This window comes from Aliidiomarina celeris (genome assembly GCF_003316875.1).
GTDB classification, from domain to species: Bacteria; Pseudomonadota; Gammaproteobacteria; order Enterobacterales; family Alteromonadaceae; genus Aliidiomarina; species Aliidiomarina celeris.
Genome location: NZ_QMIL01000008.1, coordinates 97637 through 121360 on the forward strand (window position 1 = coordinate 97637; position 23724 = coordinate 121360).

At 50.9% G+C, this 23724-nt stretch carries 22 protein-coding genes; 8 read left to right on the forward strand and 14 right to left on the reverse strand.

What is annotated here, in order from left to right:
* Positions 1–76 precede the first annotated feature (76 nt).
* The 6 genes from flgE to DQW12_RS12855 form a co-directional block, all read right to left on the reverse strand.
* Positions 77–1408, reverse strand: coding sequence for a flagellar hook protein FlgE (gene flgE, locus DQW12_RS12830; RefSeq protein WP_113908269.1), 1332 nt, complete (start codon positions 1406–1408; stop codon positions 77–79).
* Between the two features lie 30 nt (positions 1409–1438).
* Positions 1439–2131 (reverse strand): flagellar hook assembly protein FlgD, encoded by a 693-nt coding sequence (locus tag DQW12_RS12835; RefSeq protein WP_113908270.1) that lies wholly within the window; start codon positions 2129–2131, stop codon positions 1439–1441.
* 22 nt (positions 2132–2153) lie between these two features.
* Positions 2154–2600 (reverse strand): flagellar basal body rod protein FlgC, encoded by a 447-nt coding sequence (gene flgC / locus DQW12_RS12840; RefSeq protein WP_113908271.1) that lies wholly within the window; start codon positions 2598–2600, stop codon positions 2154–2156.
* A 2-nt stretch (positions 2601–2602) separates the two neighbouring features.
* The gene (gene flgB / locus DQW12_RS12845; protein WP_113908272.1) at positions 2603–2998 is read right to left on the reverse strand and encodes a flagellar basal body rod protein FlgB; all 396 of its coding nucleotides are present in this window, start codon (positions 2996–2998) and stop codon (positions 2603–2605) included.
* A gap of 124 nt (positions 2999–3122) precedes the next feature.
* Positions 3123–3956 (reverse strand): CheR family methyltransferase, encoded by an 834-nt coding sequence (locus DQW12_RS12850; protein WP_113908298.1) that lies wholly within the window; start codon positions 3954–3956, stop codon positions 3123–3125.
* Positions 3957–4007: 51 nt separating this feature from the next.
* The gene (locus tag DQW12_RS12855) at positions 4008–4958 is read right to left on the reverse strand and encodes a chemotaxis protein CheV (protein ID WP_113908273.1); all 951 of its coding nucleotides are present in this window, start codon (positions 4956–4958) and stop codon (positions 4008–4010) included.
* Between the two features lie 301 nt (positions 4959–5259).
* Here DQW12_RS12855 and flgA point away from each other — a divergent pair, with 301 nt between their 5' ends.
* The 3 genes from flgA (at position 5260) to flgN (ending at position 6899) form a co-directional block, all read left to right on the forward strand.
* On the forward strand, positions 5260–5958 hold the full coding sequence (gene flgA, locus DQW12_RS12860) for a flagellar basal body P-ring formation chaperone FlgA (RefSeq protein ID WP_113908274.1): 699 nt from the start codon (positions 5260–5262) through the stop codon (positions 5956–5958).
* Positions 5959–6123: 165 nt separating this feature from the next.
* Positions 6124–6453, forward strand: coding sequence for a flagellar biosynthesis anti-sigma factor FlgM (flgM, locus tag DQW12_RS12865; protein WP_113908275.1), 330 nt, complete (start codon positions 6124–6126; stop codon positions 6451–6453).
* 20 nt (positions 6454–6473) lie between these two features.
* Positions 6474–6899, forward strand: a complete 426-nt coding sequence (gene flgN / locus DQW12_RS12870; protein WP_113908276.1) for a flagellar export chaperone FlgN — start codon at positions 6474–6476, stop codon at positions 6897–6899.
* Here flgN and DQW12_RS12875 read toward each other — a convergent pair.
* Positions 6896–7369, reverse strand: a complete 474-nt coding sequence (locus DQW12_RS12875) for an LPP20 family lipoprotein (protein ID WP_113908277.1) — start codon at positions 7367–7369, stop codon at positions 6896–6898. The two genes, flgN and DQW12_RS12875, sit on opposite strands and share 4 nt — an antisense overlap.
* 98 nt (positions 7370–7467) lie before the next feature.
* Between DQW12_RS12875 and DQW12_RS12880 the strand changes: the two genes are divergently transcribed.
* Positions 7468–8685, forward strand: a complete 1218-nt coding sequence (locus DQW12_RS12880; protein WP_113908278.1) for a flagellar assembly protein T N-terminal domain-containing protein — start codon at positions 7468–7470, stop codon at positions 8683–8685.
* Here DQW12_RS12880 and DQW12_RS12885 read toward each other — a convergent pair.
* The 4 genes from DQW12_RS12885 to DQW12_RS12900 form a co-directional block, all read right to left on the reverse strand.
* Positions 8657–9274, reverse strand: a complete 618-nt coding sequence (locus DQW12_RS12885; protein WP_113908279.1) for a 3'-5' exonuclease — start codon at positions 9272–9274, stop codon at positions 8657–8659. The two genes, DQW12_RS12880 and DQW12_RS12885, sit on opposite strands and share 29 nt — an antisense overlap.
* Positions 9275–11110 (reverse strand): DUF294 nucleotidyltransferase-like domain-containing protein, encoded by a 1836-nt coding sequence (locus tag DQW12_RS12890; protein WP_113908280.1) that lies wholly within the window; start codon positions 11108–11110, stop codon positions 9275–9277. It lies immediately after the preceding gene.
* A 148-nt stretch (positions 11111–11258) separates the two neighbouring features.
* A complete protein-coding gene (locus DQW12_RS12895; protein ID WP_113908281.1) occupies positions 11259–12971 on the reverse strand; it encodes a sodium:solute symporter family protein in 1713 nt (570 codons plus the stop codon).
* Between the two features lie 5 nt (positions 12972–12976).
* On the reverse strand, positions 12977–13243 hold the full coding sequence (locus DQW12_RS12900) for a DUF4212 domain-containing protein (RefSeq protein WP_113908282.1): 267 nt from the start codon (positions 13241–13243) through the stop codon (positions 12977–12979).
* A 173-nt stretch (positions 13244–13416) separates the two neighbouring features.
* Between DQW12_RS12900 and DQW12_RS12905 the strand changes: the two genes are divergently transcribed.
* A complete protein-coding gene (locus DQW12_RS12905; RefSeq protein ID WP_113908283.1) occupies positions 13417–16881 on the forward strand; it encodes a PAS domain-containing hybrid sensor histidine kinase/response regulator in 3465 nt (1154 codons plus the stop codon).
* Here DQW12_RS12905 and DQW12_RS12910 read toward each other — a convergent pair.
* Positions 16878–17546 carry a response regulator transcription factor gene (locus tag DQW12_RS12910; RefSeq protein WP_113908284.1) on the reverse strand — a complete coding sequence of 223 codons (669 nt, stop codon included), beginning with the start codon at positions 17544–17546 and terminating at the stop codon, positions 16878–16880. The two genes, DQW12_RS12905 and DQW12_RS12910, sit on opposite strands and share 4 nt — an antisense overlap.
* 87 nt (positions 17547–17633) lie before the next feature.
* The gene (acs, locus tag DQW12_RS12915; RefSeq protein ID WP_113908285.1) at positions 17634–19580 is read right to left on the reverse strand and encodes an acetate--CoA ligase; all 1947 of its coding nucleotides are present in this window, start codon (positions 19578–19580) and stop codon (positions 17634–17636) included.
* A 184-nt stretch (positions 19581–19764) separates the two neighbouring features.
* On the opposite strand from acs, the gene DQW12_RS12920 reads away from it, so the two are divergent.
* The 3 genes from DQW12_RS12920 (at position 19765) to DQW12_RS12930 (ending at position 23028) form a co-directional block, all read left to right on the forward strand.
* Positions 19765–20925 (forward strand): DcaP family trimeric outer membrane transporter, encoded by a 1161-nt coding sequence (locus tag DQW12_RS12920; protein ID WP_113908286.1) that lies wholly within the window; start codon positions 19765–19767, stop codon positions 20923–20925.
* 170 nt (positions 20926–21095) lie between these two features.
* Entirely contained in the window at positions 21096–21677 is a 582-nt protein-coding gene (smrA, locus tag DQW12_RS12925) for a DNA endonuclease SmrA (protein ID WP_113908287.1), read from the forward strand.
* Positions 21678–21696: 19 nt separating this feature from the next.
* The gene (locus DQW12_RS12930) at positions 21697–23028 is read left to right on the forward strand and encodes an alkaline phosphatase (protein ID WP_113908288.1); all 1332 of its coding nucleotides are present in this window, start codon (positions 21697–21699) and stop codon (positions 23026–23028) included.
* 35 nt (positions 23029–23063) lie between these two features.
* Here DQW12_RS12930 and DQW12_RS12935 read toward each other — a convergent pair.
* Positions 23064–23724: transposase (locus DQW12_RS12935; RefSeq protein WP_232819946.1), on the reverse strand; the 661-nt coding region annotated here is incomplete at its 5' end.

Below are 23724 nucleotides of genomic sequence, written 5' to 3' on the forward strand. Positions count from 1 at the left end.
AGCGAGGAATAAAAAAACGCGCGACCAAAGCCGCGCGTTGCCAATGCTTCCGTTCAAGAAGCGATTGCAAAAGCGATTAACGAACCTGCAGAATAGTGGTTTGCAGCTGCGAGTTCACTTCAAGCGCCCGTGAGTTTGCTTGGAAGTTCTTCTGCGCAATAATCATGTCCACTAACTCTTGGGTGAGGTTCACGTTCGAGTTTTCTAGCGCCGACGACTCAATAGTGCCATAAACGCCACTATTGGCTTCACCGGCGATAGCGTCACCCGAGTCGAGGGTTTCTTTCCATTTGGTACTCCCGTTTTGCTGTAAACCTTGCTCATTAGCGAAGTTTACGAGTGCTACACGGCCCAAATACTGGGTATCACCATTCGAATATGAAGCGGCCACCAAACCAGAAGCGTCTACTTCAACGCGGGTGAGTCGACCTACGGTAGTTCCGTCTTGGGCCAAGCTGGTCACTTCAAAGTTTGAAGCATACTGAGTTGGCACTGCAGTACCCGCTTCGTTTTGGAAGTGCACTTGGATATTTTGGTTGGTGTCGGCACCATTACCCAATAAGCCTGCACTTAAATCAAAGTCTACCGGTGGGAAACTTACATTAGGTGGGGTTACATCCGGATTCCCCGACGCGTCAAAGGTTACCCGCGTACCGGTAAATCCGGCGGCACTTGTTGCACTTGGATCTGCAGTGTTGAGGTTTACTTCTTGGCCGTCAAAGGTCGCGTACACGTCCCACTCATTCGCTTCGCGCTTCACAAAATACAAATTCACTACATGCGATTCACCTAGCGAGTCATACACCGTGGTTGAAGTAGAAGAATGATAGGTTGACGCTTGGCTAGGGTCAAAGTTCGAGACACCCGGCGCTGTTTCTTGTATTTCGGTTAAGCGCGCGTCGACGTTAAATGCGGTGTAAACATTCGACGTTTGCGAAGGCGCACCTGCCACATCTGGTATGCGTACCGCTTCCATAGTGCTCAAGGCTACCGACGAAGTCGAGCCTGAACGACGGTCAACAGGGAAGGTTTGTAAGTAGTTACCTTCGTTGTCCACAATAAAGTTGTCGCGGTTTAGTTTAAAATTACCTGCCCGTGTGTACGACAAGTCCTGCGACGCTAAGGTAGGTGCCGTGGCAAAAAAGCCATTGCCTTTAATGGCCATATCGAGCGCATTCTCGGTAAATTCTAAGGTACCTTGCGAGAACTGTTGCGCTACCATCGAGGTTAAAGCGCCGTCACCCACTTTGGTACGGTTATTCGAGAAAATAGACGCTGCGTACACGTCTGCAAATTCCGCGCGCGACTGCTTGAAGCCCGTTGTTTTTACGTTCGCGATATTGTTTGCCGTTACATCCAAGTCTTTCTGCGACGCCGACAATCCACTCAGTGCAATATTAAATGACATAAATCACCTCTGTTTTTTTGATGGCTGGGCTTAAGCGCCGCCACTTGTAATTTGAATCACGTCTTTCAGGTCTACTCGCCCAATCGACTCAAGATTAAGAATAACGCCGCGTTCGCCGCCCATGCTCACGCTCTCAACGTAGCCATAAGTAAGTGCGGGTAACGCTTCACTCGTGCCGCCTATGCGGCCACTGGCTTCCACAATGTAGTCGCCATTCGGCACGCGTGTGCCGTCGGGCAATACGCCGTCCCAACTAAAGGTGTGTTGACCTTGCGGTAAATTACCGAGATCAATGGTGTGCACCACCGCACCGGCTTCGTCTTTGATCCGCAGCGTTACGTCTTCACCTGTTTGCGGTAAAGAAATAACACCATCAATCGGCCGCTTCTCACTCAAATACGACACATCCGACGGAATCAGCACTTTTTGTCCAACCAGTGAAGACGCCTGCAAAGCCTGATTAGAGGTCATGCTTGCGGCAAATTGACGAAACTCTTCCGACATTTGGGTAATGCCTTCCGCCATGGTGAAGTTGGTCATTTGCGCAATCATCTGATCATTTTCCACCGGCTTGGTGGGATCTTGCATATTCAGCTGTTGCGTAAGCAGCCGGAAGAAGTCGGCCTGCGACAGACGATCGTCTGCAGGGTCCGCTGCTTGTGCCACTTCGCGCTCTTGCCAATACAAGTTGTCAATTGCGCTGTTCGTTGATGTGTTAATCATCGGGGGTTACTCCGCCTTTACGTTAACTCTGTTGGCCCATGCGCAAGGTTCGGCTCAATAACTGCTTGGTTGTGTCTGCGAGCTGAACATTGGTTTGGTAAGAGCGCGACGCCGACATCATGTTCGCCATCTCTTCCATTGCATTTACATTAGGCTTATAGATATAGCCATTCTCGTCGGCCATTGGGTGATTCGGTGCATACTCCATCACCAACGGCTTGTCACTTTCCACAATACCAAGCACTTGCACGCCCACTGCACTACTTTGCCGCATGCTGCTTTGCCCCGGCCCACCTTGTAAGGCTTGCTGTAACTGGGGGGCAAAAACCGGGTGCCGTGCTTTATAAGTTTCACCGGCTGAGCTAGCCACTGAGTTCGCATTCGCCAAATTACTGGCGGTAGTGTTCAGGCGCACATTTTGCGCACTCATGGCACTGCCTGCGATGTCCATTACTGAATACAAACTCATAATTAACGCCCTGTAAGTGCTTTGTTCATGCCGGAAATTCGACTATTTAAAAAAGCCAAGCTTGCTTGGTATTCCATTGCGTTTCTCAGATACAAGTTTCGTTCCACTTGCACATCTACTGTATTGCCATCACCTGTATCTGGTTGATTAGGAACACGAAATTTTTCATCTCCTTGGCCACGCAAGGTCACCGAGTAATGCTGCGAATGACTGCGTTCAAGGGTGAAGTCTTGCCGGTTTTGGGCATTTTGGAGGGCCGCGCGGAAATCAAGATCCCGTGCTTTGTAGCCGGGCGTGTCGGCATTCGCGATGTTACTTGCCAATATTTCAGCACGTCTTTCCCGCGCCAACAGGGCGTGGGGGTGAATACCTAAGCCTTTCTCAATACTGATCGACATAATTTTGTCTCCTGTGTAACCACGATTACAGGCGAGCAAATTTTGTGCCAACTATTTAAGGGTACGTTAGAAATGATTTAGAGAGGAACGGCAAAGGCGGCAAGTGTTGCCGCCTTGGGTATTGCTAGGTTTTGCGCTGATAGAGAATGCCAGGATTACAGCGAATCATCTCAAAGTCTTCGCTAAGCCCAGAAATAGACTCCGAGGCACCTAGCATTAAATAACCATGAGGCTGCAGTGAGCCGCGAATTTGCGTGAGTATTTTTTGCTTGTTGTCCGCCGAGAAGTAAATCAATACGTTGCGGCAAAAAATAATGTCGAATTTACCCAGTAAAGTATAACTGTCGAGTAAATTAAGATGGCGAAACGAAACAAAGTCCCGCACCTCTTTTTTTACCCGCATGCGATTCCCCTCTGCAGGTTCAAAAAAACGCTTTTGCCGCTCGGGGCTTAAACCACGTGCGAGCGCTAAACCGTCAAACTCTGCAACTTTTGCTTGCTCCAGAACTTTATTCGAAATGTCGGTGCCGACAATATCGAGCCCACGTGGCAGCCCACCGGGGTTTTTGCTGCGCCACTCTAGAAACGCCATGGCGATGGAGAAGGGCTCCTGCCCGCTCGACGACGCTGCACACCAAATACGCAAGGGCCGCTGTAAAGACTTAAATTCCGGAAAAAGCCGATTTTTAAGCAACTCGAAGGGGTAAATGTCGCGAAACCACAGGGTTTCATTAGTGGTCATGGCGTCGAGCACTGCACTGCGTAGCGCCCGCTCACTAAATTGCATAGAGCGACGCACCAATTCCGACAGCGAATCAATACCAAATTGATTCATGAGCGGGGCCAGCCTGCTCTTTACTAAATACAGCTTATTTTCGCCAAGTACGATGCCACACTGATGCTCGAGAAACTCTCGAAACTGATCGTACTCTGCGTTCCCTAATTCACGATTCGACACAAACGACTGACCAACCTTATATTTTTTTACCAATGGCTTAAAGAAAATAGCTTACTGAGAGGCGTTCTCTGCACTTACATCAACGCCGAGCCACTTGCGAACCGCGCCAGCCAATTCATCCGGATGAAATTTAGCAATAAAGTCGTCGGCGCCTACTTTTTTAATCATGGCTTGGTTAAACACTCCACTCAGCGAAGTATGCAAAATAATATGCATGTTCTTCAAGGCTGGATCCGCTTTTACTTCCGCAGTGAGGGTATATCCGTCCATTTCTGGCATTTCAATGTCGGAAATCATGAGTGGCACTACGCGGCTAATGTCGCCTCCGAGCTCTTTCGACTTCTCTTTTAACCAGTTTAGCGCGTCCCGTCCATCCTTTTGAGTCACCATAGGAATGCCTAACGGTTCTAGTGCGCGTTTAATTTGATTACGTGCCACCGCAGAGTCGTCGGCAATCAGCAATATGGTTTCCGACCAGTCTCTACCTTCGGGCGCCGAGCGCAGTTCTTCACTAATTTCGGTACTTGCGGGTGAAATCTCTTCGAGAATTTTCTCAACGTCGATAATTTCCACCAGCTCGTTCTCAATTTCGGTCACTGCTGTTAAATAACTGGTGCGTCCCGCGCCTTTTGGCGGTGGCATTACGTCTTCCCATTTTATATTGACAATGCGCTCGACACCTTCCACCAGAAACCCCTGCACCGAGCGGTTGTATTCGGCGATGACAATAAAACGGTTTTCCAAATTTTCAATGCGTTTGCCTTTGGTTGCTAAACTTAAATCGATAACCGAAATGGCTTGCCCACGAATATGCGCAACGCCGCGAATATAGGGGTTGCTATGCGGCATTGAAGTGAGCTTTGGACACTGCAGCACTTCGCGCACTTTAAACACGTTTATGCCAAAACGCTGGCGACCATGTAACCGGAATAGCAACAATTCGAGCCGGTTCTGCCCTACCAGTTGCGTACGTTGGTTCACTGTATCCATAATTCCGGCCATAACGCGCTCCGTTAAATTCTAGTCGTTACTTTAAATTCAGTGGTTCGCGACATGAAGCCGCCAATCACCCTGTCATTTTTTTGTCGGCACGAGCTTTGCATAGCTCTTTAAAAGATTCGCTCTTTACCTTCATGTTGCAACACTGTGTTGTGCACGCATGAGATGAAGCTCTACCAAGCTTTACTATACGTCGACGAAAAAAGCGAAAACTTGATGTATGTCGTTATTTATAACGTTTTTTTCGCCGATCAGATAGCCAATAAGCTTTAAATTGAACCACTTAATACACTGAGGTTTTCACATGAAACGCATTATAGCTCACCTCTTCTTATATAGCGCGCTCATTTTGTCGCCAGTTCCCGCAGTGTTTGCTAGTGAAATATCGCATACCACTATTACCGCTGGCGTAAGCGACTACGTGCACAGTATTCTCGCTGAAACAGACGGCTCCACGCGTGTGCAAGTCACCTCGCTTGACGAGCGCATGCCCGCGCGCTTTTGTACTCAAGCGCTAAATTTCACTCTAGCAGGCAACCAAATTCCAGACCGCCATGCAACCGTGCAAGTGGAGTGTGCCGACCCGCAAGATCCTTGGCGCCTTTATGTGTCGGTGCGTATACAACAAATGCAGGAGATTGTAGTAACCCAGCGAAATCTTGCCGTCGGCCAAATTATTGGCGAGAACGACCTAATGCTGAGCGAAGTCGATATTCACCAAGTACGCGACTCTGTATTTTCTAATCCTGAAGCGCTCATTGGCGCCCGGGTAAAACGCCGCATTGGTGCCAATCAGGCCATCCAGGCTCGCCATACCTGCTTTGTCTGCAGAGGCGAAGATGTTACGATCATCTCTCAGGCAGGCAATTTACAAATTACGGCAACGGGTGTAGCGCGCAGCGACGGCCTGCTGGGTGAGCGCATAACCATACGCAACCCGAGTAGCAACAAAGACATTCAGGGCGTCGTCACTGCAACGGGCCAGGTTACCATTGGCAGATAGCACAATTGGCAGATAAAAGTGACCGACAAATCGCTATTTAATCGGTGCAAAGAAAAAACTGTTTAAGCTGTTAAATAAATGTGCAAAAAAACATCAAAAAGCATTAAAGTAGTACCTCTTGCTGCCGATACACTGGCTGTAGAGGATCATTTGTAGGGGCAAATCATGGCAATCGATAAGTTAAATTCTAGTGTTAATCAAGCACTTAACAACGCAAGAGCCGAGCAACAAACGCGCTCTGCGCAGCCGAATGTGCAAAATACCACAGCTGCACCGCGGCAAGACGCAGTGTCGTTAACCAAGCAAGCACAGCAACTTACGCAGTTACAGCGCCGTGCAGAAGCTAATTCTGGTGTCGATCAAGAAAAAATTGATCGCATCAAAAAAGCAATTTCTGACGGTAGCTACTCCGTGAATGCAGAGCGCTTGGCAGCAAAAATAGCGAACTTTGAAAGCGACATGTTTGGCGATGTTCGCACCGCCCGTCGTTCATAGTTCACAGTTTACGCTTTATTATGACTGAGTCGCTCGTTGCCTTGCTCACTCAACAACATGAGCAATTAACAGCGTTGCAAGAAATACAGGCCCTTGAGTTGCAAGCTCTCGAACAGCGCGATGCCCCTGCGCTCGAGCAGCACAGCCAACGCAAGGGCGTTTTGCTTGCTACTATTGAAGCCACCGATAAAAGCATTGCCCAACACCCAGACCGCGAGCAGCTGAATGCGAACCCTGAAATTGCCGAGCTTCGCTCCGCTATTGAAAGCCTGCTCGCTGTTGTGCGGCAACAAAACGAAGTGAATGGCCAAGTTATTCGCCTCACACTCGGCCGCATTCAGACCTTACGCAGTGAACTGCAAACCCTTCACGGCACCGCCGCCGGCACCTACAACGAAAAAGGCCGCACATCCAGCGGCCTTGGTGAAAAAAGCATAAAAGCTTAATAGTAAATTATATTTTTTACCCGCTGTGGGCGCGCCGTGCTAATAAACAAATGGTGTAAACGCTCAAAGTCCATTTTCAGTTCCGTTGCATAGTAGTCGCCTACGGGGTAACTGCGCACCACTTCCGCTCCGCGAATAAGCCCGCTCACTTGAGTACGAAATTGGTCGCTTTGCACCATCATATCGGAAACTTGCGTGCTCCCCGTAAGGTATACGCCCTGAACTTGCTCGGCGAGTTCTCGATAGGCTTCGAGCCGCGACGCACGCATCGCCAGTAAAATCCGCTCTTGCTCTGTTTCCGCCTGCTGCTTCGCTACCGGCGCATAGCCCGTTGCGGTAAGTACCGGATAGTGTTCAGGCTGGATCGTTTCATATTCAACATGGCGCTCTAAGTGAGCGCTGCAACCGCTCAACACAATGGCGAATGCACCCGCCGCAGTTGCGGCATGAATGCTGCGTTTACTGGTCATAATTCACCGCCTTTATTTATTCTCTCTGCGCTCTGTATCGGCACAGAATCTGCATAGTTAAGCCGTGAATTCAACTTTTGCTGAAAAAGGTGTCAAAAATGTGGCGAATTTTTACTGCGCTTGCCGTGCTTGCAGTCGCGCTATGCCCTCCGGCCCATGCCGCAGATTGGTACGAAACCAAAGGCTGGGCACCTATTATTAATAATGATGTAGACGCGGCACGAGCACGTGCCATGGAAAGCGCACTGCGGCAAAGCCTCGACTTGGCGGGTGGCAGTGTAACCAGTGTCGAAGACGTGGTAAACGGCGTGATTACTGGCCAGCACATTCAGTGGCAAAGCCAAGGCGCAATTGAACACGTTGAACTTGTTCGTGAACGAATTAACGGCCAACGTATAGAAATTACCGTACGCGCATTAGTTCGCCCGAACGTACAGTCTTGCAGCGCAAACGACTACAAATCAGGCTTAGTTATTGCGCCATTTGAAGTGAAACACCGCGACCACTTACAGCACGGGCAAATACACGACATGCCGGCAGCTAGCTCCTTTCGCTTCACCCGTTTACTCGGCCAGCATAGCCAACGCTTGTTTATTCAGCACCAATTGCAAGGCCCACAGGGGTTTCTTGCCAAATATGAGCGCAACGACACCCCCGCTCTCGGCGAATACGCGCGCAGAGTGGCACGTGAGCACAACAGCCAGTATGTGGTCGCCGGGGTTTTTAATGACCTCAGCGCGGCGCCACAAAATGGCGTCAATTTAGCATTTTGGCGCCACCCCAATTACGACCGCAGCTATGAACTCACCCTATTTTTATTCGACGGAATTTCCGGCGAACTGAAAACACGCGCAAGCGTAGCGGGCAAAAGCCCATGGAATTTTCATTACACAGAGCAAGTGAACGTAAGCAGTGAGCAGTTTTGGCAAAGCGATTTTGGTACGCGGCTTGAAACCAGCATGCGCGATTTAGTGCGTGGCCTCGACGAAACACTGGGCTGCGAACCCTTACGCGGCCAAGTTGTTGCTGCACAAGGCGAGCAGGTCACCATTAACCTCGGCAGTAAACACCAACTCCAAGTGGGCGCTGAATTGCAGGTAATGCACCGTGGCGGCTTCTACGACGAGCTTGGTCGGTATCGCGAACAATGGCAACTGAACCCAGCAGCCTTTGTGGTGACCGAAGTTTTTGCCAACTCGAGCCGGCTGCAAGCCCGCGACAGTACACCCATTGCGGGCGTGCAAGCCCGAGATCTTGTGGTGATAAGCTCCAACGCACAGACCGAGCCTAACGACCGCGCGCCAATACCGCGTTGAGGGTGAGCGGCTTACGCCCCTGTGCCACGTAGGTTTGCGCAAGAAACAACTCCGCGCATGCAATAGCGTCGCTACGCGCATGGTGACCATGAAACGGCAATAACCCATAACGGCTACGACACCGCGCGAGGGTTAAGCTGTCTTGCTTTAAAGCCACACTGCTGCGCTCCAGCACGCGTTGTTCCGCGCGCAGTGTGTCGTACCAGCCCTGTGGTTGCCAGTCTATGTTGCACAGCTGCATTGCACGCTGCAGCACCGTTCGGTCAAATTGCGCGTGATGTGCTATCAAAATAGCGCCGTCCGTTGCTTCCTTTAATTGCCGTAACGCCTCAGGCAGTGCCAGCCCCCCGGCTAATTGATGTTGCGACAACTGGTGCACCACCGCACTCTGGTTTAAGGGTTGTTGGTGTTGAATCAGTGCATAACCACTTTTAGCCAAAGGTATAAAAGGCGGCTCTATCGGCACCCAAGCAACACTCAGCAAAGCGTCTTGTTGAGCATTCAGCCCGTTCGTTTCACAGTCGATAGCAACCCAGCGCGCATCTCGCCAACTCCCTTTTCCTTGCCAAATATGCTGCAACCATTTCATTTAGAGATTACGCCCAAACTTCAGCGACACACCTTGTTGCGCCTCTTTAATAACCCGAAACGCAGCTTTTAATTGGCGCCGCTGCAAGGTACTCAAACGCTCGGGATCAATCGCGTTGGCCGGCAGCTTCTCCGAGGTTCGGTAAAGCTGTGCGTTCAGTCGTAAATGTGTTAAAAACTGCCACGCTTCCAAAAGATTTTGATTGTCTCGCGCCGCTAAGAGCTTGCTATTTTTTAACTGCGCTAACCGTTCAGGAATTGCCGCAACGGTAAGGCCATGCGCCAAACTATACAGCCGAACAATGTCGTTCAAAACAGCAATCGCTTGCTTTTTCACATCAATATAATCGCCTTGGTCGTCGGCCGTAGTACGTAACCGATTAAACAACCCCAAGGGCACATTTAAGGTACCAATGTGGCGTGCAATATTGCCAAGGAACATATCATTTTTAGCCAGCTCCGCCACCTGCTCGCGGTGCTGCCGATACAGCCCGTGGTGACCCGAAATTAGCCGACTATCGAAAAAGATCATACTGTGCAAAATGGCTTCTGGTGTAGGTGAACGCACCCACTTTTGAAACTGTTCACGCCATTCCAAGCGAGTTTTATTCCATTTCGGGTTCATCGCCATTACGTCGCCAGGGCAAAGCCTTACCCCGCATTCCCCTAAGCCTTCACACACATAAGTTGCCATATGCATAAACCACTCGCGCGCAGCTTCACTCGCATCGTCGGCCAGCAATAAGCCGTTGTCTTGATCCGAGCCTGGCGTTTGGTCTTGCCGCGCCTGAGAGCCAAATGCAAGCCACACGTAGGCACAAGGCGCGCGGCCATGGTCTTGCTCATAAAGGCTAATCAATTTCCGCGTTAGGCCGTCGGTTAAAGACGCCAGCAGCCGACCAAGAGTACCAATATCGCGAACTCGCCCCGCAAAGGTACGCAGATAATCGGGAATTTGCTTTGCCTCTTGAATTAGCGCTTCTCGGGTAGGTGCTTTAAACAACGCATTAATGAGCACCACCGGCTCACTGCGTTGTTGGCGCATTAAGTCCGTTACCGTAATCACCCCCACCGGCGCCTCGTTGCTGTCTACCACCGGCAAATGATGAATATTGCTTTGCCCCATAATGGTTAAGGCGTCGAATAGGCTCTGATGGGCATACACCACAGCCGGCATAGGCGTCATAATAGCGGCCACCGAAACCGAGGTGTCTAAACCGGCGGCCACCACCCGGTTGCGTAAATCTCGATCCGTGATAATACCGCGCAATGCATGCCCTTCGGTAATCAACAGGCTGGAAACGCGCTGTTCCGACATCAGTCTTGCCGCCTCACGAATCGTGGTGTCGGCGCTCACCTTTACCGGCTCTCGGGTAACCACGTCGGCCAACGCTTTTACCGTCCAGTCATTTGCTTGATCAGGCCTGTGCTCCGACAGTAAACGGCGACTATGCGCGTCGAGAAAATAGCGCTCAAAGGCTTGCGAGCGTTGGCGTAAGGCATGAAAAGTCTGTTCCGGCCAGGTCCATACAATACCGTCTACCACCACATCAATGCGATTCGTTACCTTGCGCCCGCTTAACAGCGACGGGAAACCAAATAAGTCGCCTTGCTCCAAACGCTCAAGGCGGCGGTCGTCCTGCGTCACTAGGTCGTAGGTACCCGAGCGCACTAAATACAACAGCGAGCGACCCGACTGAATAATTTCTTCGCGGCTTTCCTTGCTTAAATACATGGCTTGCATGTTTTCAAGCGCAAATTTAAAGTCCATTTCAGATAAAACGTCGAAGGGCGGCGTATTTTTTAAAACTTGATATTCTTCACGTTCTTCAGCCATTCCAATACTCCTTTGCTCCTCTCTATTAAACACCAAGTTGCGCGCGCCCGCTTGTAAATTCTATAGCCATTTCAAGGTCGCCTGTGGGCGTTTCGGGACGGGTAGAAAAAAGCCCCGCGGTGCGGGGCTTTTTAATCAATACCACGGTTTAATGGTCAACTGCAGCGCCAGCGCCTTTCGGATAGCGAATCGACTCCACCATTTCCTGAATGTCGGCAGGTGCGTCTTTGCTGAACTTCAAAGTAACAAAAGCAACAACGAAGTTGAACATCATACCCAAGGTACCAATACCTTCAGGCGAAATACCAAACCACCAATGTTCAGGGTTGTCTGCCGCAGGGTTGATAAAGCGGAAATAAATAATGTAGCTCAGCGTAAACACCACGCCAACCACCATACCCGCAATAGCACCCGTGCTATTCATACGCTTGTGGAAGATCCCCAAAATAATAGCAGGGAAGAACGAAGCGGCGGCTAAACCGAACGCAAAGGCGACCACCTGCGCCACAAAGCCGGGCGGATTTATCCCGAAATAAGCCCCAATTAACACCGCGAAGCCGGCCGCTATACGCGCTGCTAACAGCTCTTGCCGGTCGGTAATTTGCGGCATTAAGGTTCGCTTCATTAAGTCGTGCGAAACGGAACTCGAAATCACCAGCAATAAACCTGCCGAAGTAGACAGTGCCGCGGCAACACCACCGGCGGCTACCAAAGCTACAACCCAATTCGGTAAGCTGGCAATTTCCGGGCTCGCTAATACGATAATGTCGGCGTCAACACGCACATTGCTGCGCTCGTCGTTCGAGAAGAACATGGGCTCATCACCCGCCTTCGCTGCTTCGCCAACACCAATCAAGCCGGTTTTTTCCCAGTTGGTAATCCAGGTTGGCGCGTCTTCATACATTACGCCCTGTTGGTCGGGGCCATTAATGGTATTCAGAATATTAGTTTTAGTAATCGCAGCAATAGCCGGCGCTGTGGTATACACCACTGCAATAAACACTAACGCCCAACCACCCGATTTACGCGCATCACTCACTTTCGGTACCGTGAAGAAGCGAATAATTACGTGCGGTAAACCAGCCGTACCCACCATTAACGCCATGGTAATGGCAAATACATCAATGGGCGACTTCGAGCCGTCTGTGTAGGCGGCAAAGCCAAGCTCGGTCGACAAACCGTCGAGCCGTTGCAGCAAGTATTGCCCAGAGCCGTCGGCCAAGGTAGCACCGAAACCCGTTTGTGGTAAGAAGTGACCGGTCATTTGTAAGGTTACGAACACCGCGGGAACTGTGTAGGCGAACGCCAACACACAATATTGTGCAACTTGCGTGTAGGTAATGCCCTTCATACCACCCAGTAAGGTGTAGAAATAGACCAATGCCATGCCAATCAATACGCCCGTGGTAATGTCTACTTCCAGGAAGCGGCTGAACACCACCCCCACACCGCGCATTTGCCCAGCAATATAAGTGAACGATACCAAGATGGCACAAATAACGGCAACGGTACGCGCGGTTTGTGAATAATAACGGTCACCAATAAAGTCCGGCACGGTAAATTTGCCGAATTTTCGCAAGTAAGGCGCTAAACACAGTGCCAGCAGAACATAACCGCCGGTCCAGCCCATCAAATACACACTGCCGTCGTAGCCTAGAATTGAAATAAGGCCCGCCATTGAAATAAACGAGGCGGCCGACATCCAATCTGCGGCTGTCGCCATACCATTGGCGACCGGTGGAACACCGCCACCTGCTACGTAGAAGTCTGTGGTGGAACCGGCCCGCGCCCAAATAGCAATACCAATGTAGAGCGCAAAGGTGAGGCCAACCACGATAAATGTAAGCGTTTTAATGTCCATCGTGATTACTCCTCATCCACTTTGTATTTTTTATCGAGCTTGTTCATCTTCGACATGTAGATGAAGATCAAGATGATGAAAGTATAAATGGCGCCCTGCTGTGCAAACCAGAACCCCAGCTTAAAGCCGAAGAACGTGATTTGGTTGAGAACATCCACCAGAATAATGCCAAAACCAAAGGAAACGATGAACCAAACCGCTAGCAATTTCAGCATGAGCGATAAGTTCTCTTTCCAATAGTCTTTGGCATGTTGGTCTGATTCAAATGCCATAAATAACCCCTCCAGGTTGTTCTTGTTTTATTTGTGCCTTTTTCGACCGTTACAGCATTGCCGAGGAATGGGCAAAGGGAAATTCAACTTTGGTCGAATAAGAAGGTATGAAGCGAGTGAAAAAGTAAGTGGCTATGCTATGGTAAGCGCGAACGTTCACTGGGATTTTTCGCATGATACTCACCCTTATTGTTAGTGCTCTTTTTTATATTGCCCTGTTGTTTATTATTGCGCTCTGGGGGGAGCAACGTGCCTCACGGGGTTACAAATTAAGCCTCCACCCCTGGGTGTATGCCCTGTCGCTCGCCATTTACTGTACCTCGTGGACTTACTATGGAGCGGTTGGCAATGCGGTGAATGGCGGCTGGAGTTTCTTACCTATACTGCTCGGCCCTGCGCTGCTCTATATTTTTGCACTGCCATTAATGGAAAAAATGGTACGGGTAAGTAAGCAGCAAAATATTACCTCGCTGGCCGACTTTATTGCCTCGCGCTATGGCAAAAGCCACCGTATGGCGTTAGTGATTACGCTCATTTCGGCAGCAGCAATTATTCCTTATATTGCGCTGCAGCTGAAAGCCGTAGGCATGAGTTTTAATGTTTTATCGAACCTTAACCCAGGCGCCACCGGCGGCACTTATAAGGAGCTGGTGGTTGCATTATTGATGGCGCTTTTTGCCATCGCTTTTGGTACCCGACGTATCGACATTACCCAGTATCGTAGTGGTATGATGCTGTCGATTGCTTTCGAGTCGACCGTGAAGCTCATCGCACTTTGTGCCGGCGCAGTGTTTGTTTGGGTGGTATGGCGCAATGCCCAGGCAGAAGGCGTAGCGTTGCTGCCCGAAGTGGCACGAAGCATAGGTTGGGCGCCGCTGAGTGCACTCACCCCAGAGTTTATTATTCAATTAATGATGGCCGCGGGCGCCATTATTTGTTTGCCTCGCCAGTTCCACGTAAGTGTGGTGGACAACGTAAATGTAAACCACCTTAAAACCGCCCGTTGGCTTTTCCCAGTTTATTTATTACTAACCGCAGGTGCTATTGCCGTAACGGCTTGGGCGGGCCAAGGCCTGTTTCCAACCGCAGTGAGCGGCGACGTGTATGCCCTACTCCTGCCCATAGAACAAGGCATTACTGCGTTCTCTATTTTGGTTTATATCGGTGGTATTTCCGCTGCCACGGCCATGGTCATTATTGCCACGTTAACGCTCAGCACCATGATCAGTAACGACGTAATTATGCCGGTTTGGCTGGCCCGTAGCGGACAGAAAATTCCGCAGGCGCATCGTTTTTACCGGCGCTTGCTCACCGTGCGCCGCACTGCAATTGTGTTGGTATTAATTCTAGGGTGGCTGTGTTACCACCTGTGGATGGCCGAACTGAATTTGGTTAGTATCGGGTTGTTGGCCTTTTCTGTGGTACTACAGGTTATTCCCGCCGTGCTTGGCGGTCTGTACTGGCGTAAAGGCCACGCCCGTGGCGTTTACATGGGCTTAGCCGTGGGCTCCCTCACCTGGCTAGTACTCCTGTTACTGCCGCTTATTAATTCAGACACCTCGCAGAACGAAAGCATTATTACCTTTGGTACCCTTTATAGTGTGCTCGCCAATGCAATCACGTACTATCTCTTTAGCTTGCTCGCTGAGCCGTCGCTGCTCGATAAAATTCAAGCAACAGCCTTTGTAAAGCCTCGCTCGCAGGTACGTCGCCATACGCCGCAAGCCGGCTCACACGCGTTAGTGAGCGACCTGATGTTGCTGCTCGAAACTTTCCTTGGCGGGCCGCGCTCGCAGCAACTCTTGGAGCAATACCAAAAGCACTCGCCCTTACAGCCGCAAGACACGGTTACCCCAGAGTTTACCGACTTTACTGAACGGGCCATTGCCGGTGTTCTGGGCGCCGCCAGCGCCCGTTCATTGGTGTCCGCTGCGTTGGTCAACCGCCAACTGAAACTTGAGGAAGTGGTGCACTTTTTCGACGACACCACGCAGGCGCTGCAAACCCAACAGTCGATTATGTACAGCTCACTGGAGAACCTCGCCCAGGGCATTTCTGTAGTCGACAAAGACTTACGGTTAGTGGTCTGGAATAAGCGTTACCTTGAACTTTTTGAGTACCCCGACGGCATGGTGCAGCCCGGGCGGCCCATTGCCGATCTTATTCGTTATAACGCCGAGCGGGGCGAATGTGGTGTCGGCGAAGTAGACGAACTGGTGAGTAAGCGCTTACGCTACATGCAGGAAGGTTCGCCTCATCGTTTCATTCGTCGTCGCTCCGACGGTCGAGTTATTGAAATGGTTGGCAACCCGTTACCCGACGGCGGATTTGTAACTTCATTTACCGACGTAACCAGCCATATTGAAACGCAGCAAGCGTTAGAAGACGCCAATATAAACTTGGAAGCCCGCATTGAAACGCGCACCCAAGAAGTACGTGAAATCAACCGCGAACTCACCGAAGAAATTGAACGCCGCCGGGTTATTGAAAAGCAACTACAAGCCGCTAAGGCGGAAGCCGAGAACGCTAATGCCAGTAAAACACGATTTTTAGCCCTCGCTAGCCACGATATTGTACAGCCCCTTAATGCCGCGCGGCTTTATTTGTCGGCGGTCGATGTACAAAGCCTAGAGCCGAACACTGCGTCACTGCTTAACAAGGTGGATAACGCGCTCAATTCCACCGAGAACTTGCTCAGTTCGCTATTGGCGATTGCAAAAATGGAACAAGGCGCTATGCAGCCGCAGCGCAAGCATATTCAGCTGAGCGACATTCTCGACCCGTTAGTGGAGGAATATACGGTACTCGCCCGCGAATTGCAGTCGGAATTCCATACCCGCATACGCAATGCCGTTATTGAAACCGATCCCATGTATTTGCGCCGCATCGTGCAAAATTTCTTATCCAATGCACTCAAGTACAGTGACCGCGGCAAAGTGCTATTGGCAGTTCGGCTTCGCCAACACTGTGTTGAAATTCAAGTATACGACACCGGGCCCGGTATTCCCGAAAACCAGTTCGGTACCATTTTCGAAGCCTTTGTGCGCTTACATAAGGGCTCGGTAAGTGGCGTCGGACTTGGCCTTAGCGTTGCCAAGCGCATGGCCGAACAACTCGACTGCCCACTTACCCTGCGCTCGAACTTAGGCCGCGGCAGCTGCTTCACCGTAAAAGTTCCGTATGGCAAAGCCGAGCACATTCAACCGCAACGTACACTTCGTTCACAAAAACCCATTCACGCTGGTATGTCATTGCTTTGCGTCGACGACGTAAATGACAATCTCGATGCGCTCGAAGCACTCCTCTCACGTTGGGGAGTGCAATGTGTGCGCTTTACCAGTGGAGCAGAGGCGTTGGCATGGGCGGCAGAAAATCCACCCGTCGACGGTATGTTGCTCGACTACCAGCTCGGTACCCAAGCAAATGGCGAGCCGGAGCCCGACGGTATTCAACTGGCACAACAACTGCGCCAGCTGTGGCAAGAAGAGGTTCCTGGTGCGTTAATTACCGCTGTGCGGGAGCTAGAATTAAAAGAGCAGGCGCGCCAACAGCAACTGCAGTTCTTAGCCAAGCCACTCAAACCTGCGCAGCTTAAATCCTTGCTACAGGTGTTGCAGCGCGCGAAAGCCGCGCGCTAGATTTTTTGCGCCGCTTCGTGCTCTTCTGGCGGAGCTAATTGCAAACGTTCCGCCAATAACACGGCCTGTGTTCGGCTGTACACATCGAGCTTACGGAAAATCGCGGTCATGTGCGCTTTTACCGTGGCTTCGGTAATGCCCAGCTGCCACGCAATTTGCTTATTTAACAGCCCCTCGTGTACGTGAAACAACACGCGGTATTGCTGTGGCGTTAGGGTTGCCACTTTCTCGGCCAGCTCAATATCGGCTTGGCTCACGTCGGCTATCTGTGCGCGTACGTTTTCCGGTACCCACTCGTCGCCTTCTAAAATGGCGGAAATAGCAGCGGCAATACTGGCGGAATTCATCGACTTCGGAATATACCCGAGTGCGCCAAACCCCATGCAACGGCCAATCACTTGTACGTCTTCGGTACCTGAAATTACCGCTACGGGCAACAGCGGGTAGTCTTTACGAATCCGAATCAGCCCATATAAGTCGCCCGCACCCGGCATGTGTAGGTCGAGCAACAGCAAATCAAATTCATCGTCCTGCTCGAGCACCTTGAGTGTGGCTTCTAAGCTGTCTGCTTCGGTAATTTCCAGCGCGGAAAAATGTTGGCTGAGCGCACCTTGCAAGGCTTCTCGAAACAGCGGGTGATCGTCTGCAATGAGCAGTCGTGTCATGGTTGGGTTACCTTTTTTGTCGGCAAACAAAAACGCCGGTTAGCCTAAGCGTAACCGGCGTTTATTTAACACCAACGATTATACCAATTACCGGTTTACGCGATTCTCAATAAGAGAATCTACCACACCCGGATCAGCGAGCGTAGAGGTGTCGCCCAAATTACTGCATTCGTTACAGGCAATTTTACGCAATATCCGGCGCATAATTTTACCCGAACGCGTTTTCGGCAAGCCTTCGGCCCATTGTATTATGTCGGGCGTTGCAATAGGGCTTAAGTCACTACGAACCCAATCAATCAGCTCTTTCTGTAATGCTTCCGTTGGCTCAATGCCGTCTACCAAGGACACATATACATAAATACCTTGACCTTTTAAGTCGTGTGGGTAACCCACCACAGCAGCTTCTGCTACGGCTTCGTGGGCTACCAATGAGCTTTCAATCTCGGCGGTACCCAAGCGGTGACCGGACACGTTCAGTACGTCGTCTACGCGGCCAGTAATCCAGAAGTGACCGTCTGCATCTCGTTTCGCACCGTCGCCGGTAAAATAACGGTTTTTGTAGGTGCTAAAATAGGTTTGCTCAAATCGATCATGATCACCCCACAAAGTACGGGCTTGCCCGGGCCAGCTGTCGAGCATGACCAAGTTGCCTTCGCAAACACCACTGAGCTCTTGGCCTTCGTTGTCAACCAAGCTGGGCTGCACACCAAAGAACGGAACCATGGCTGAACCGGGCTTCAGCTCGTCGACTGCGCCGGGGAACGGCGCAATCATAATGCCGCCGGTTTCGGTTTGCCAGAAGGTGTCGACAATTGGGCATTCGCTGTTGCCAATGGTTTTATAGTACCACTCCCAAGCTTCCGGGTTGATCGGCTCTCCGACACTACCCATTAGCCGCAAGCTCGAGCGGGTACTGCCTTTGCCGGCAAAGTCGCCCTTCGCCATCAGCGCGCGCACCGCCGTCGGTGCCGTATAAAGAATAGTTATTTTATGCTTATCAATCACCTTACCAATGCGCGATACGTCGGGGTATGTCGGCACACCTTCGAACATCACTGTTGTGGTGCCATTGGCAAGCGGACCGTACACGATATAACTATGGCCGGTAATCCAACCCACGTCGGCGGCACACCAATACACGTCGTCTTCACGAATATCGAAAGCGTACTGATGCGTCATGGACGCATACACCAAATAACCACCAGTAGTATGTAACACCCCTTTCGGCTGCCCTGTTGAGCCAGAGGTATAGAGAATAAATAGCGGATCTTCCGCGTTCATCACTTCTGCTGGGCAGTCGGTGTCGACAGTTCCGGTCAGCTCATGCCACCACAAATCGCGCTCCGCTTGCATGTCGCTGTCGAGATCTGTGTTCTTCATTACAATAACGTTGGTTACGCTTGGGCACGCATTATTCGCTAACGCTTTATCTACGTTAACCTTCACACCTACGGTTTTGCCGCCACGGCGACCTTCGTTGGCGGTAATGACAACCTTAGCACTACAATCATTCACGCGATCCGCGATAGCATGCGGCGAAAAGCCGGCAAATATAACCGAATGCACCGCACCAATGCGGGCACAAGCCAACATCGCAACGGCGGCTTCAGGCACCATGGGCATATAAATGGCAACACGATCACCTTTCTCTACACCAAGCTTTTTCAAACCATTGGCCAGCAGGCACACTTGCTCATGTAACTCTTTAAAGGTGAGTTGCTTTTGTACGTCTACATCGTCGCCTTCCCAAATAATGGCAGGCTTGTCGGCTCGCTCACCTAAATGGCGATCCACACAGTTGTAGCAAACGTTCAAGGTACCGTCTGCAAACCAGTTAATATCGATATTGCCGGGCGCGAATGAAGTGTTTTTCACTTGAGTGTAGGGGGTAAACCAGCTCAAACGCTTGCCATGCTCAGCCCAGAACTTTTCCGGTTCGTTAATCGACTGTTGGTACATGGTTTCGTAACTTGCTGTGTCTAAGTGAGCGCCAGCTTGCTGCTCAGGGGCCAGCGGGTAAGTTTTTGCAGACATAATACTCCTCCTGATATCTGATGCCGTTATTTATACGTGCTTTAGCCCGCGAAACGTATTCGACCATAGTCTAGATTGATAATTCGCCTTCAGCACGTACAGTTTTCATACAACAACAAGCGTTCATACAACCACAAAAGGTGGTTAGAAACGATACCTTAAACCAAAATAAGAGGAACAGCCCATGAAGGCTCGTCACTATTTGTCTAGCTCAGCGCTGGCTATCGCGCTGACTACCCTTGGCAGTGTCGGCAGCGCCGAAGCTCAAACAGAATACAGCGTGGGTGGCTATGTGAAGCTCGACGCCATGGTTACGCGGACCGACAGCGGAGACTTGCCCTCGGGCAGTATTGGCCGCGACTTCTACATTCCGGGGCTCACCCCGATTGGCGGCGACAGCAATACCTATACCGACTTTCATGCACGCGAAAGCCGCATTTGGCTGCGCGCTACGCAAACCTTATCGAATGGCGAAAAAATTGAAGGCTACTTCGAGCTCGATTTTCTCGGCACCGCGGGTGGCGATAAACGCGTAACCAACAGCTATAGCCCGCGTATGCGACAAATTTATTTACGTTACGGCAACTGGCTAGCGGGGCAAACGTGGACTAACTTCCAAGACCTTGCTATTTTACCCGAAGCACCTGACTTTATTGGCATCGCCGACGCCACCGTGTTCAACCGCCAAGCGCAAATTCGCTACACTGCAGGTAACGGCTTTTCCTTTGCGCTTGAAGCACCCGAGTCTACGGTAACTCCCTACCAAGGCGGTACCAGCAGGGTGACCACCGGCGACACCGCTATGCCCGACATTACCGCTCGTTACAGCAACAAAGTGAATAACGTGCATTACAGCATTGGCGGCATTATGCGCCGAATCGAATATCGCGATGTAGCCGCGGGGGTAGACGATACGGTAAACGCATTTGGCATAAACCTGACCAGCAAAATTGAGTTCGGCGCTCACGATCTTCGTTTAGGCGTAGTACATGGCCAAGGGCTCGGCCGTTATGTGGGCGTAAACTTTGCCAATGCAGCCGTAGTAAACGACACGAATCGGCTCGACGCTATTGACCTGACTTCATTCAGCGCCGCCTATCGCCACGTTTGGAATAGCAAAGTGCGCACTAACTTTATTTTCTCGAGCATTGACGTAGAAGAGTTGGAGTCACTCACCGGCCCTGCTGCTAATAAAAGCTCACAACGTATTGCAGCAAACCTCATGTACCAAGTAAATGAGCGTCTGGTTGTGGGCGGTGAGATTAGCCGTGCCACGCGAGAAATACTCAGTGGTGCTGAAGGCAATTTAGACCGCTTTCAGTTAAGCGCACAGCTATCGTTTTGAATTCAGTCAAACATAGCAACGTGTTGGGCGCCCTTGCGGCGCCTTTTTTTATTCGCCTACGTTTAACGACCAATTCAAGACTTCTTGCGCTTATCTCAATTAACGCGGCGGTAAAATTTTGCTATTCTGGCAGCCATGCATAATGCAACACTGCAGTGAAGAGGTATGCCATGGCCAATAATGACACCGAATTATTTCGGGAGCTCATGCAAGGGGTTAAGCCCATTAAGAGCGATCCTGTTGCAGTGGTAAGTTATGGTACCGAGAAAACTGAAAATCATGCTCTGAAACGGGAGGCAGCTGTTGCTGAAGAGCGCACCGATCCCGCCCAAGGCCTTACCGACGAAGTGCGCGAGTGGGTAGAACCCGACGGCATTATTGAATGGCGCCGCGACGGCGTGCAAGACGGTGTATTTCGTCAACTAAAACGCGGTAATTACGAGCCTCAGGCAAGCCTGAATATGCACCAAATGCGAGTAAAAGAAGCGCGCGTGGAAGTTGCCCGCTTTATTCAAGATTGCTACCGCTACGGCGTTCGTACCGCAGTTTTAATTCACGGCAAAGGAAAACGGAGTGCCGAACGCCCCGCATTGCTGAAGAGTTTGTGTAATCAGTGGTTGCCCGAACTCGAGCCGGTACTCGCCTTTCATACCGCACAGCGGCAACATGGCGGCGCGGGTGCCACTTATGTCATGTTACGGAAAGATCCATTAAGTAAACTTGAGAATCGTGAACAGAATCGTAAACGTTAATTTTACCCAGAGGCTTATTATGCAACGTTGGTTATTGGTTTTATTGGGCGCGCTAGCATTGTTGCTTTCGAGCCAAGCTCGCGCAGAAAACGCACCCAAAAACATTATTTTAGTTATCGGTGACGGCATGGGGTATCCCTACCTTTCTGCTTATCGTTACTTTAAAGACGGCCGTGGCGAAACTCAGCAGGCCGATATGCAGCCCACATTGTTTGACCAGTATTTGGTGGGCGCAGCAAGCACCTACCCTGCCGACTCCACACTGGTCACCGACTCAGCGGCCGGTGCCACCACTTTGGCGTCTGGTATTAAAACCTACAACGGTGCCATTGGTGTAGACGCAGAGCGCGAACCGGTAACCAGCATGATGGAAATTGCCAAGAATAATGGCTACCTCACCGCAGCGGTGGCCACTACCCGCATTACCCACGCAACGCCAGCGGCATTCTTTACCCATGTTGAAAGCCGCCGCCAAGAAAAGGAAATTGCGCGCCAATATGCGGAGCCACGCCCCGACGGTCAGCTTAAATTTGATTTGCTCATTGGCTCAGGTCGCCGTCACTTTCGCTTTGAAAATGACGCGGGTGAAAGGGTTGATTACTTAGCGGACTTAACCCGCCATGGTGCGCGCGTGGTAGAGAGTACCGAAGGGCTACAGAGCCAATATCGCTTGCCTGTGGTTGCGCTGCTCCATGAAGACAGCTTCCCTTATGTTATCGACGACCAACCGCGCTTAAAAACACTCACCCAAGAAGCACTGCGGCTTATTGAAGCCGACGGTCGCCCTTATGTATTAATGATTGAAGCCTCGATGATTGACTGGTGTGGACACGCCCGTGATATCGCTTGTGCCATGCATGAAGTAGCCGACCTCGAAGCCGCGCTAGAATATCTTGTAGCGCATGTAGAAGGGCGCGATGACACGGCGTTGGTGGTTACAGCCGACCATTCCACAGGTGGTTTTACCATGGGTGCCGACGGCCAGTATCAGTTCCGCGCTGCTTTATTGCATGAAATTCAGCGCAGCTTGTATGTTATGTCCCGCGCGCTAACGAACATGCCTCGGATTGACTGGGACGCTTATATTTCGCACGCGATACCCTACCCGCTCAGCACCGCTCAACAAGCAGAGTTGAACCGTGTGGCCTCGCTCACAGCGACCGACAAAACTGATCAAATTCATGAACTGTTGGTGAATATTGTGCGCTTTCACACAGGCAGTGGCTTCACCACCACCGGCCACACCGGAGAAGATGTACCGGTGATCGCCGCCGGGCCTTGGCGTGAAGCGTTCCGTGGCCAACAGGACCACAGCGACATTGCCAAACAATTAATAGAGTGGATAAAGTAGATACCATCTCTCACAACCGACTTCTAGCGATAATTTCACGTCGCTAGAGGTCGATATTCTTGCTGGTGTTTGATTACACCGTAACAGATCTGCATCAGCTTACGCATGGCAGCTCCTATCGCCTGCATTTTTAGCTTGCCGGCGGCTAAAAGCCGTTGTTTTTGTTTAATAATATCTGGATTATGAGTGCCAGCAGAGACACTCGCCATGTAGATTTTCGCTCTGATTCGAGAAGGCCCTTGTTTACTCAGAGCAACTCGACCTTTCATATTTCCAGACTCCTGGAGCTTAGGTATGAGCCCTAGATAAGCAGTAAAGTGCTTGGCGGTTTTAAATTGCTTCACCGCGAATAAGCTCACCAGCTCTCGGCTGATAACGTGGCCTACACCCTTCACGGACATCAGAAGGCTTTTGTTTTTCTTGAGCTGTGGATCGCCATCGATATGGTTATCAACATCCGATGTCAGCCGTTTAATCTCGGCTTCTAGGCTCGCTATCATGGCTTCGATGGACTCGAGCACGCGCTCGGAAGCCCCGCTAATTTGAGAGGCCTCTAAACGGTTCTGCTCTCTTCGTTTGTCTTTCTCTAAGGCATCGAGGCGACGCAGCATGGCGCGTAACTCTCGAGCCTGTTTAGACTCTGGAGTCCAGACTTGGAAGTCATCATACTGACTCATAGCATGACCATATCGCGCG

Excerpts from the sequence above, each read along its gene's own strand:
- flgE (WP_113908269.1), bottom strand. The coding sequence starts at position 1,408 with ATGTCATTTAATATTGCACTGAGTGGATTGTCGGCGTCGCAGAAAGAC.
- DQW12_RS12835 (WP_113908270.1), bottom strand. The coding sequence starts at position 2,131 with ATGATTAACACATCAACGAACAGCGCAATTGACAACTTGTATTGGCAA.
- flgC (WP_113908271.1), bottom strand. The coding sequence starts at position 2,600 with ATGAGTTTGTATTCAGTAATGGACATCGCAGGCAGTGCCATGAGTGCG.
- flgB (WP_113908272.1), bottom strand. The coding sequence starts at position 2,998 with ATGTCGATCAGTATTGAGAAAGGCTTAGGTATTCACCCCCACGCCCTG.
- DQW12_RS12855 (WP_113908273.1), bottom strand. The coding sequence starts at position 4,958 with ATGGCCGGAATTATGGATACAGTGAACCAACGTACGCAACTGGTAGGG.
- flgA (WP_113908274.1), top strand. The coding sequence starts at position 5,260 with ATGAAACGCATTATAGCTCACCTCTTCTTATATAGCGCGCTCATTTTG.
- flgM (WP_113908275.1), top strand. The coding sequence starts at position 6,124 with ATGGCAATCGATAAGTTAAATTCTAGTGTTAATCAAGCACTTAACAAC.
- flgN (WP_113908276.1), top strand. The coding sequence starts at position 6,474 with ATGACTGAGTCGCTCGTTGCCTTGCTCACTCAACAACATGAGCAATTA.
- DQW12_RS12875 (WP_113908277.1), bottom strand. The coding sequence starts at position 7,369 with ATGACCAGTAAACGCAGCATTCATGCCGCAACTGCGGCGGGTGCATTC.
- DQW12_RS12880 (WP_113908278.1), top strand. The coding sequence starts at position 7,468 with ATGTGGCGAATTTTTACTGCGCTTGCCGTGCTTGCAGTCGCGCTATGC.
- DQW12_RS12885 (WP_113908279.1), bottom strand. The coding sequence starts at position 9,274 with ATGAAATGGTTGCAGCATATTTGGCAAGGAAAAGGGAGTTGGCGAGAT.
- DQW12_RS12890 (WP_113908280.1), bottom strand. The coding sequence starts at position 11,110 with ATGGCTGAAGAACGTGAAGAATATCAAGTTTTAAAAAATACGCCGCCC.
- DQW12_RS12895 (WP_113908281.1), bottom strand. The coding sequence starts at position 12,971 with ATGGACATTAAAACGCTTACATTTATCGTGGTTGGCCTCACCTTTGCG.
- DQW12_RS12900 (WP_113908282.1), bottom strand. The coding sequence starts at position 13,243 with ATGGCATTTGAATCAGACCAACATGCCAAAGACTATTGGAAAGAGAAC.
- DQW12_RS12905 (WP_113908283.1), top strand. The coding sequence starts at position 13,417 with ATGATACTCACCCTTATTGTTAGTGCTCTTTTTTATATTGCCCTGTTG.
- DQW12_RS12910 (WP_113908284.1), bottom strand. The coding sequence starts at position 17,546 with ATGACACGACTGCTCATTGCAGACGATCACCCGCTGTTTCGAGAAGCC.
- acs (WP_113908285.1), bottom strand. The coding sequence starts at position 19,580 with ATGTCTGCAAAAACTTACCCGCTGGCCCCTGAGCAGCAAGCTGGCGCT.
- DQW12_RS12920 (WP_113908286.1), top strand. The coding sequence starts at position 19,765 with ATGAAGGCTCGTCACTATTTGTCTAGCTCAGCGCTGGCTATCGCGCTG.
- smrA (WP_113908287.1), top strand. The coding sequence starts at position 21,096 with ATGGCCAATAATGACACCGAATTATTTCGGGAGCTCATGCAAGGGGTT.
- DQW12_RS12930 (WP_113908288.1), top strand. The coding sequence starts at position 21,697 with ATGCAACGTTGGTTATTGGTTTTATTGGGCGCGCTAGCATTGTTGCTT.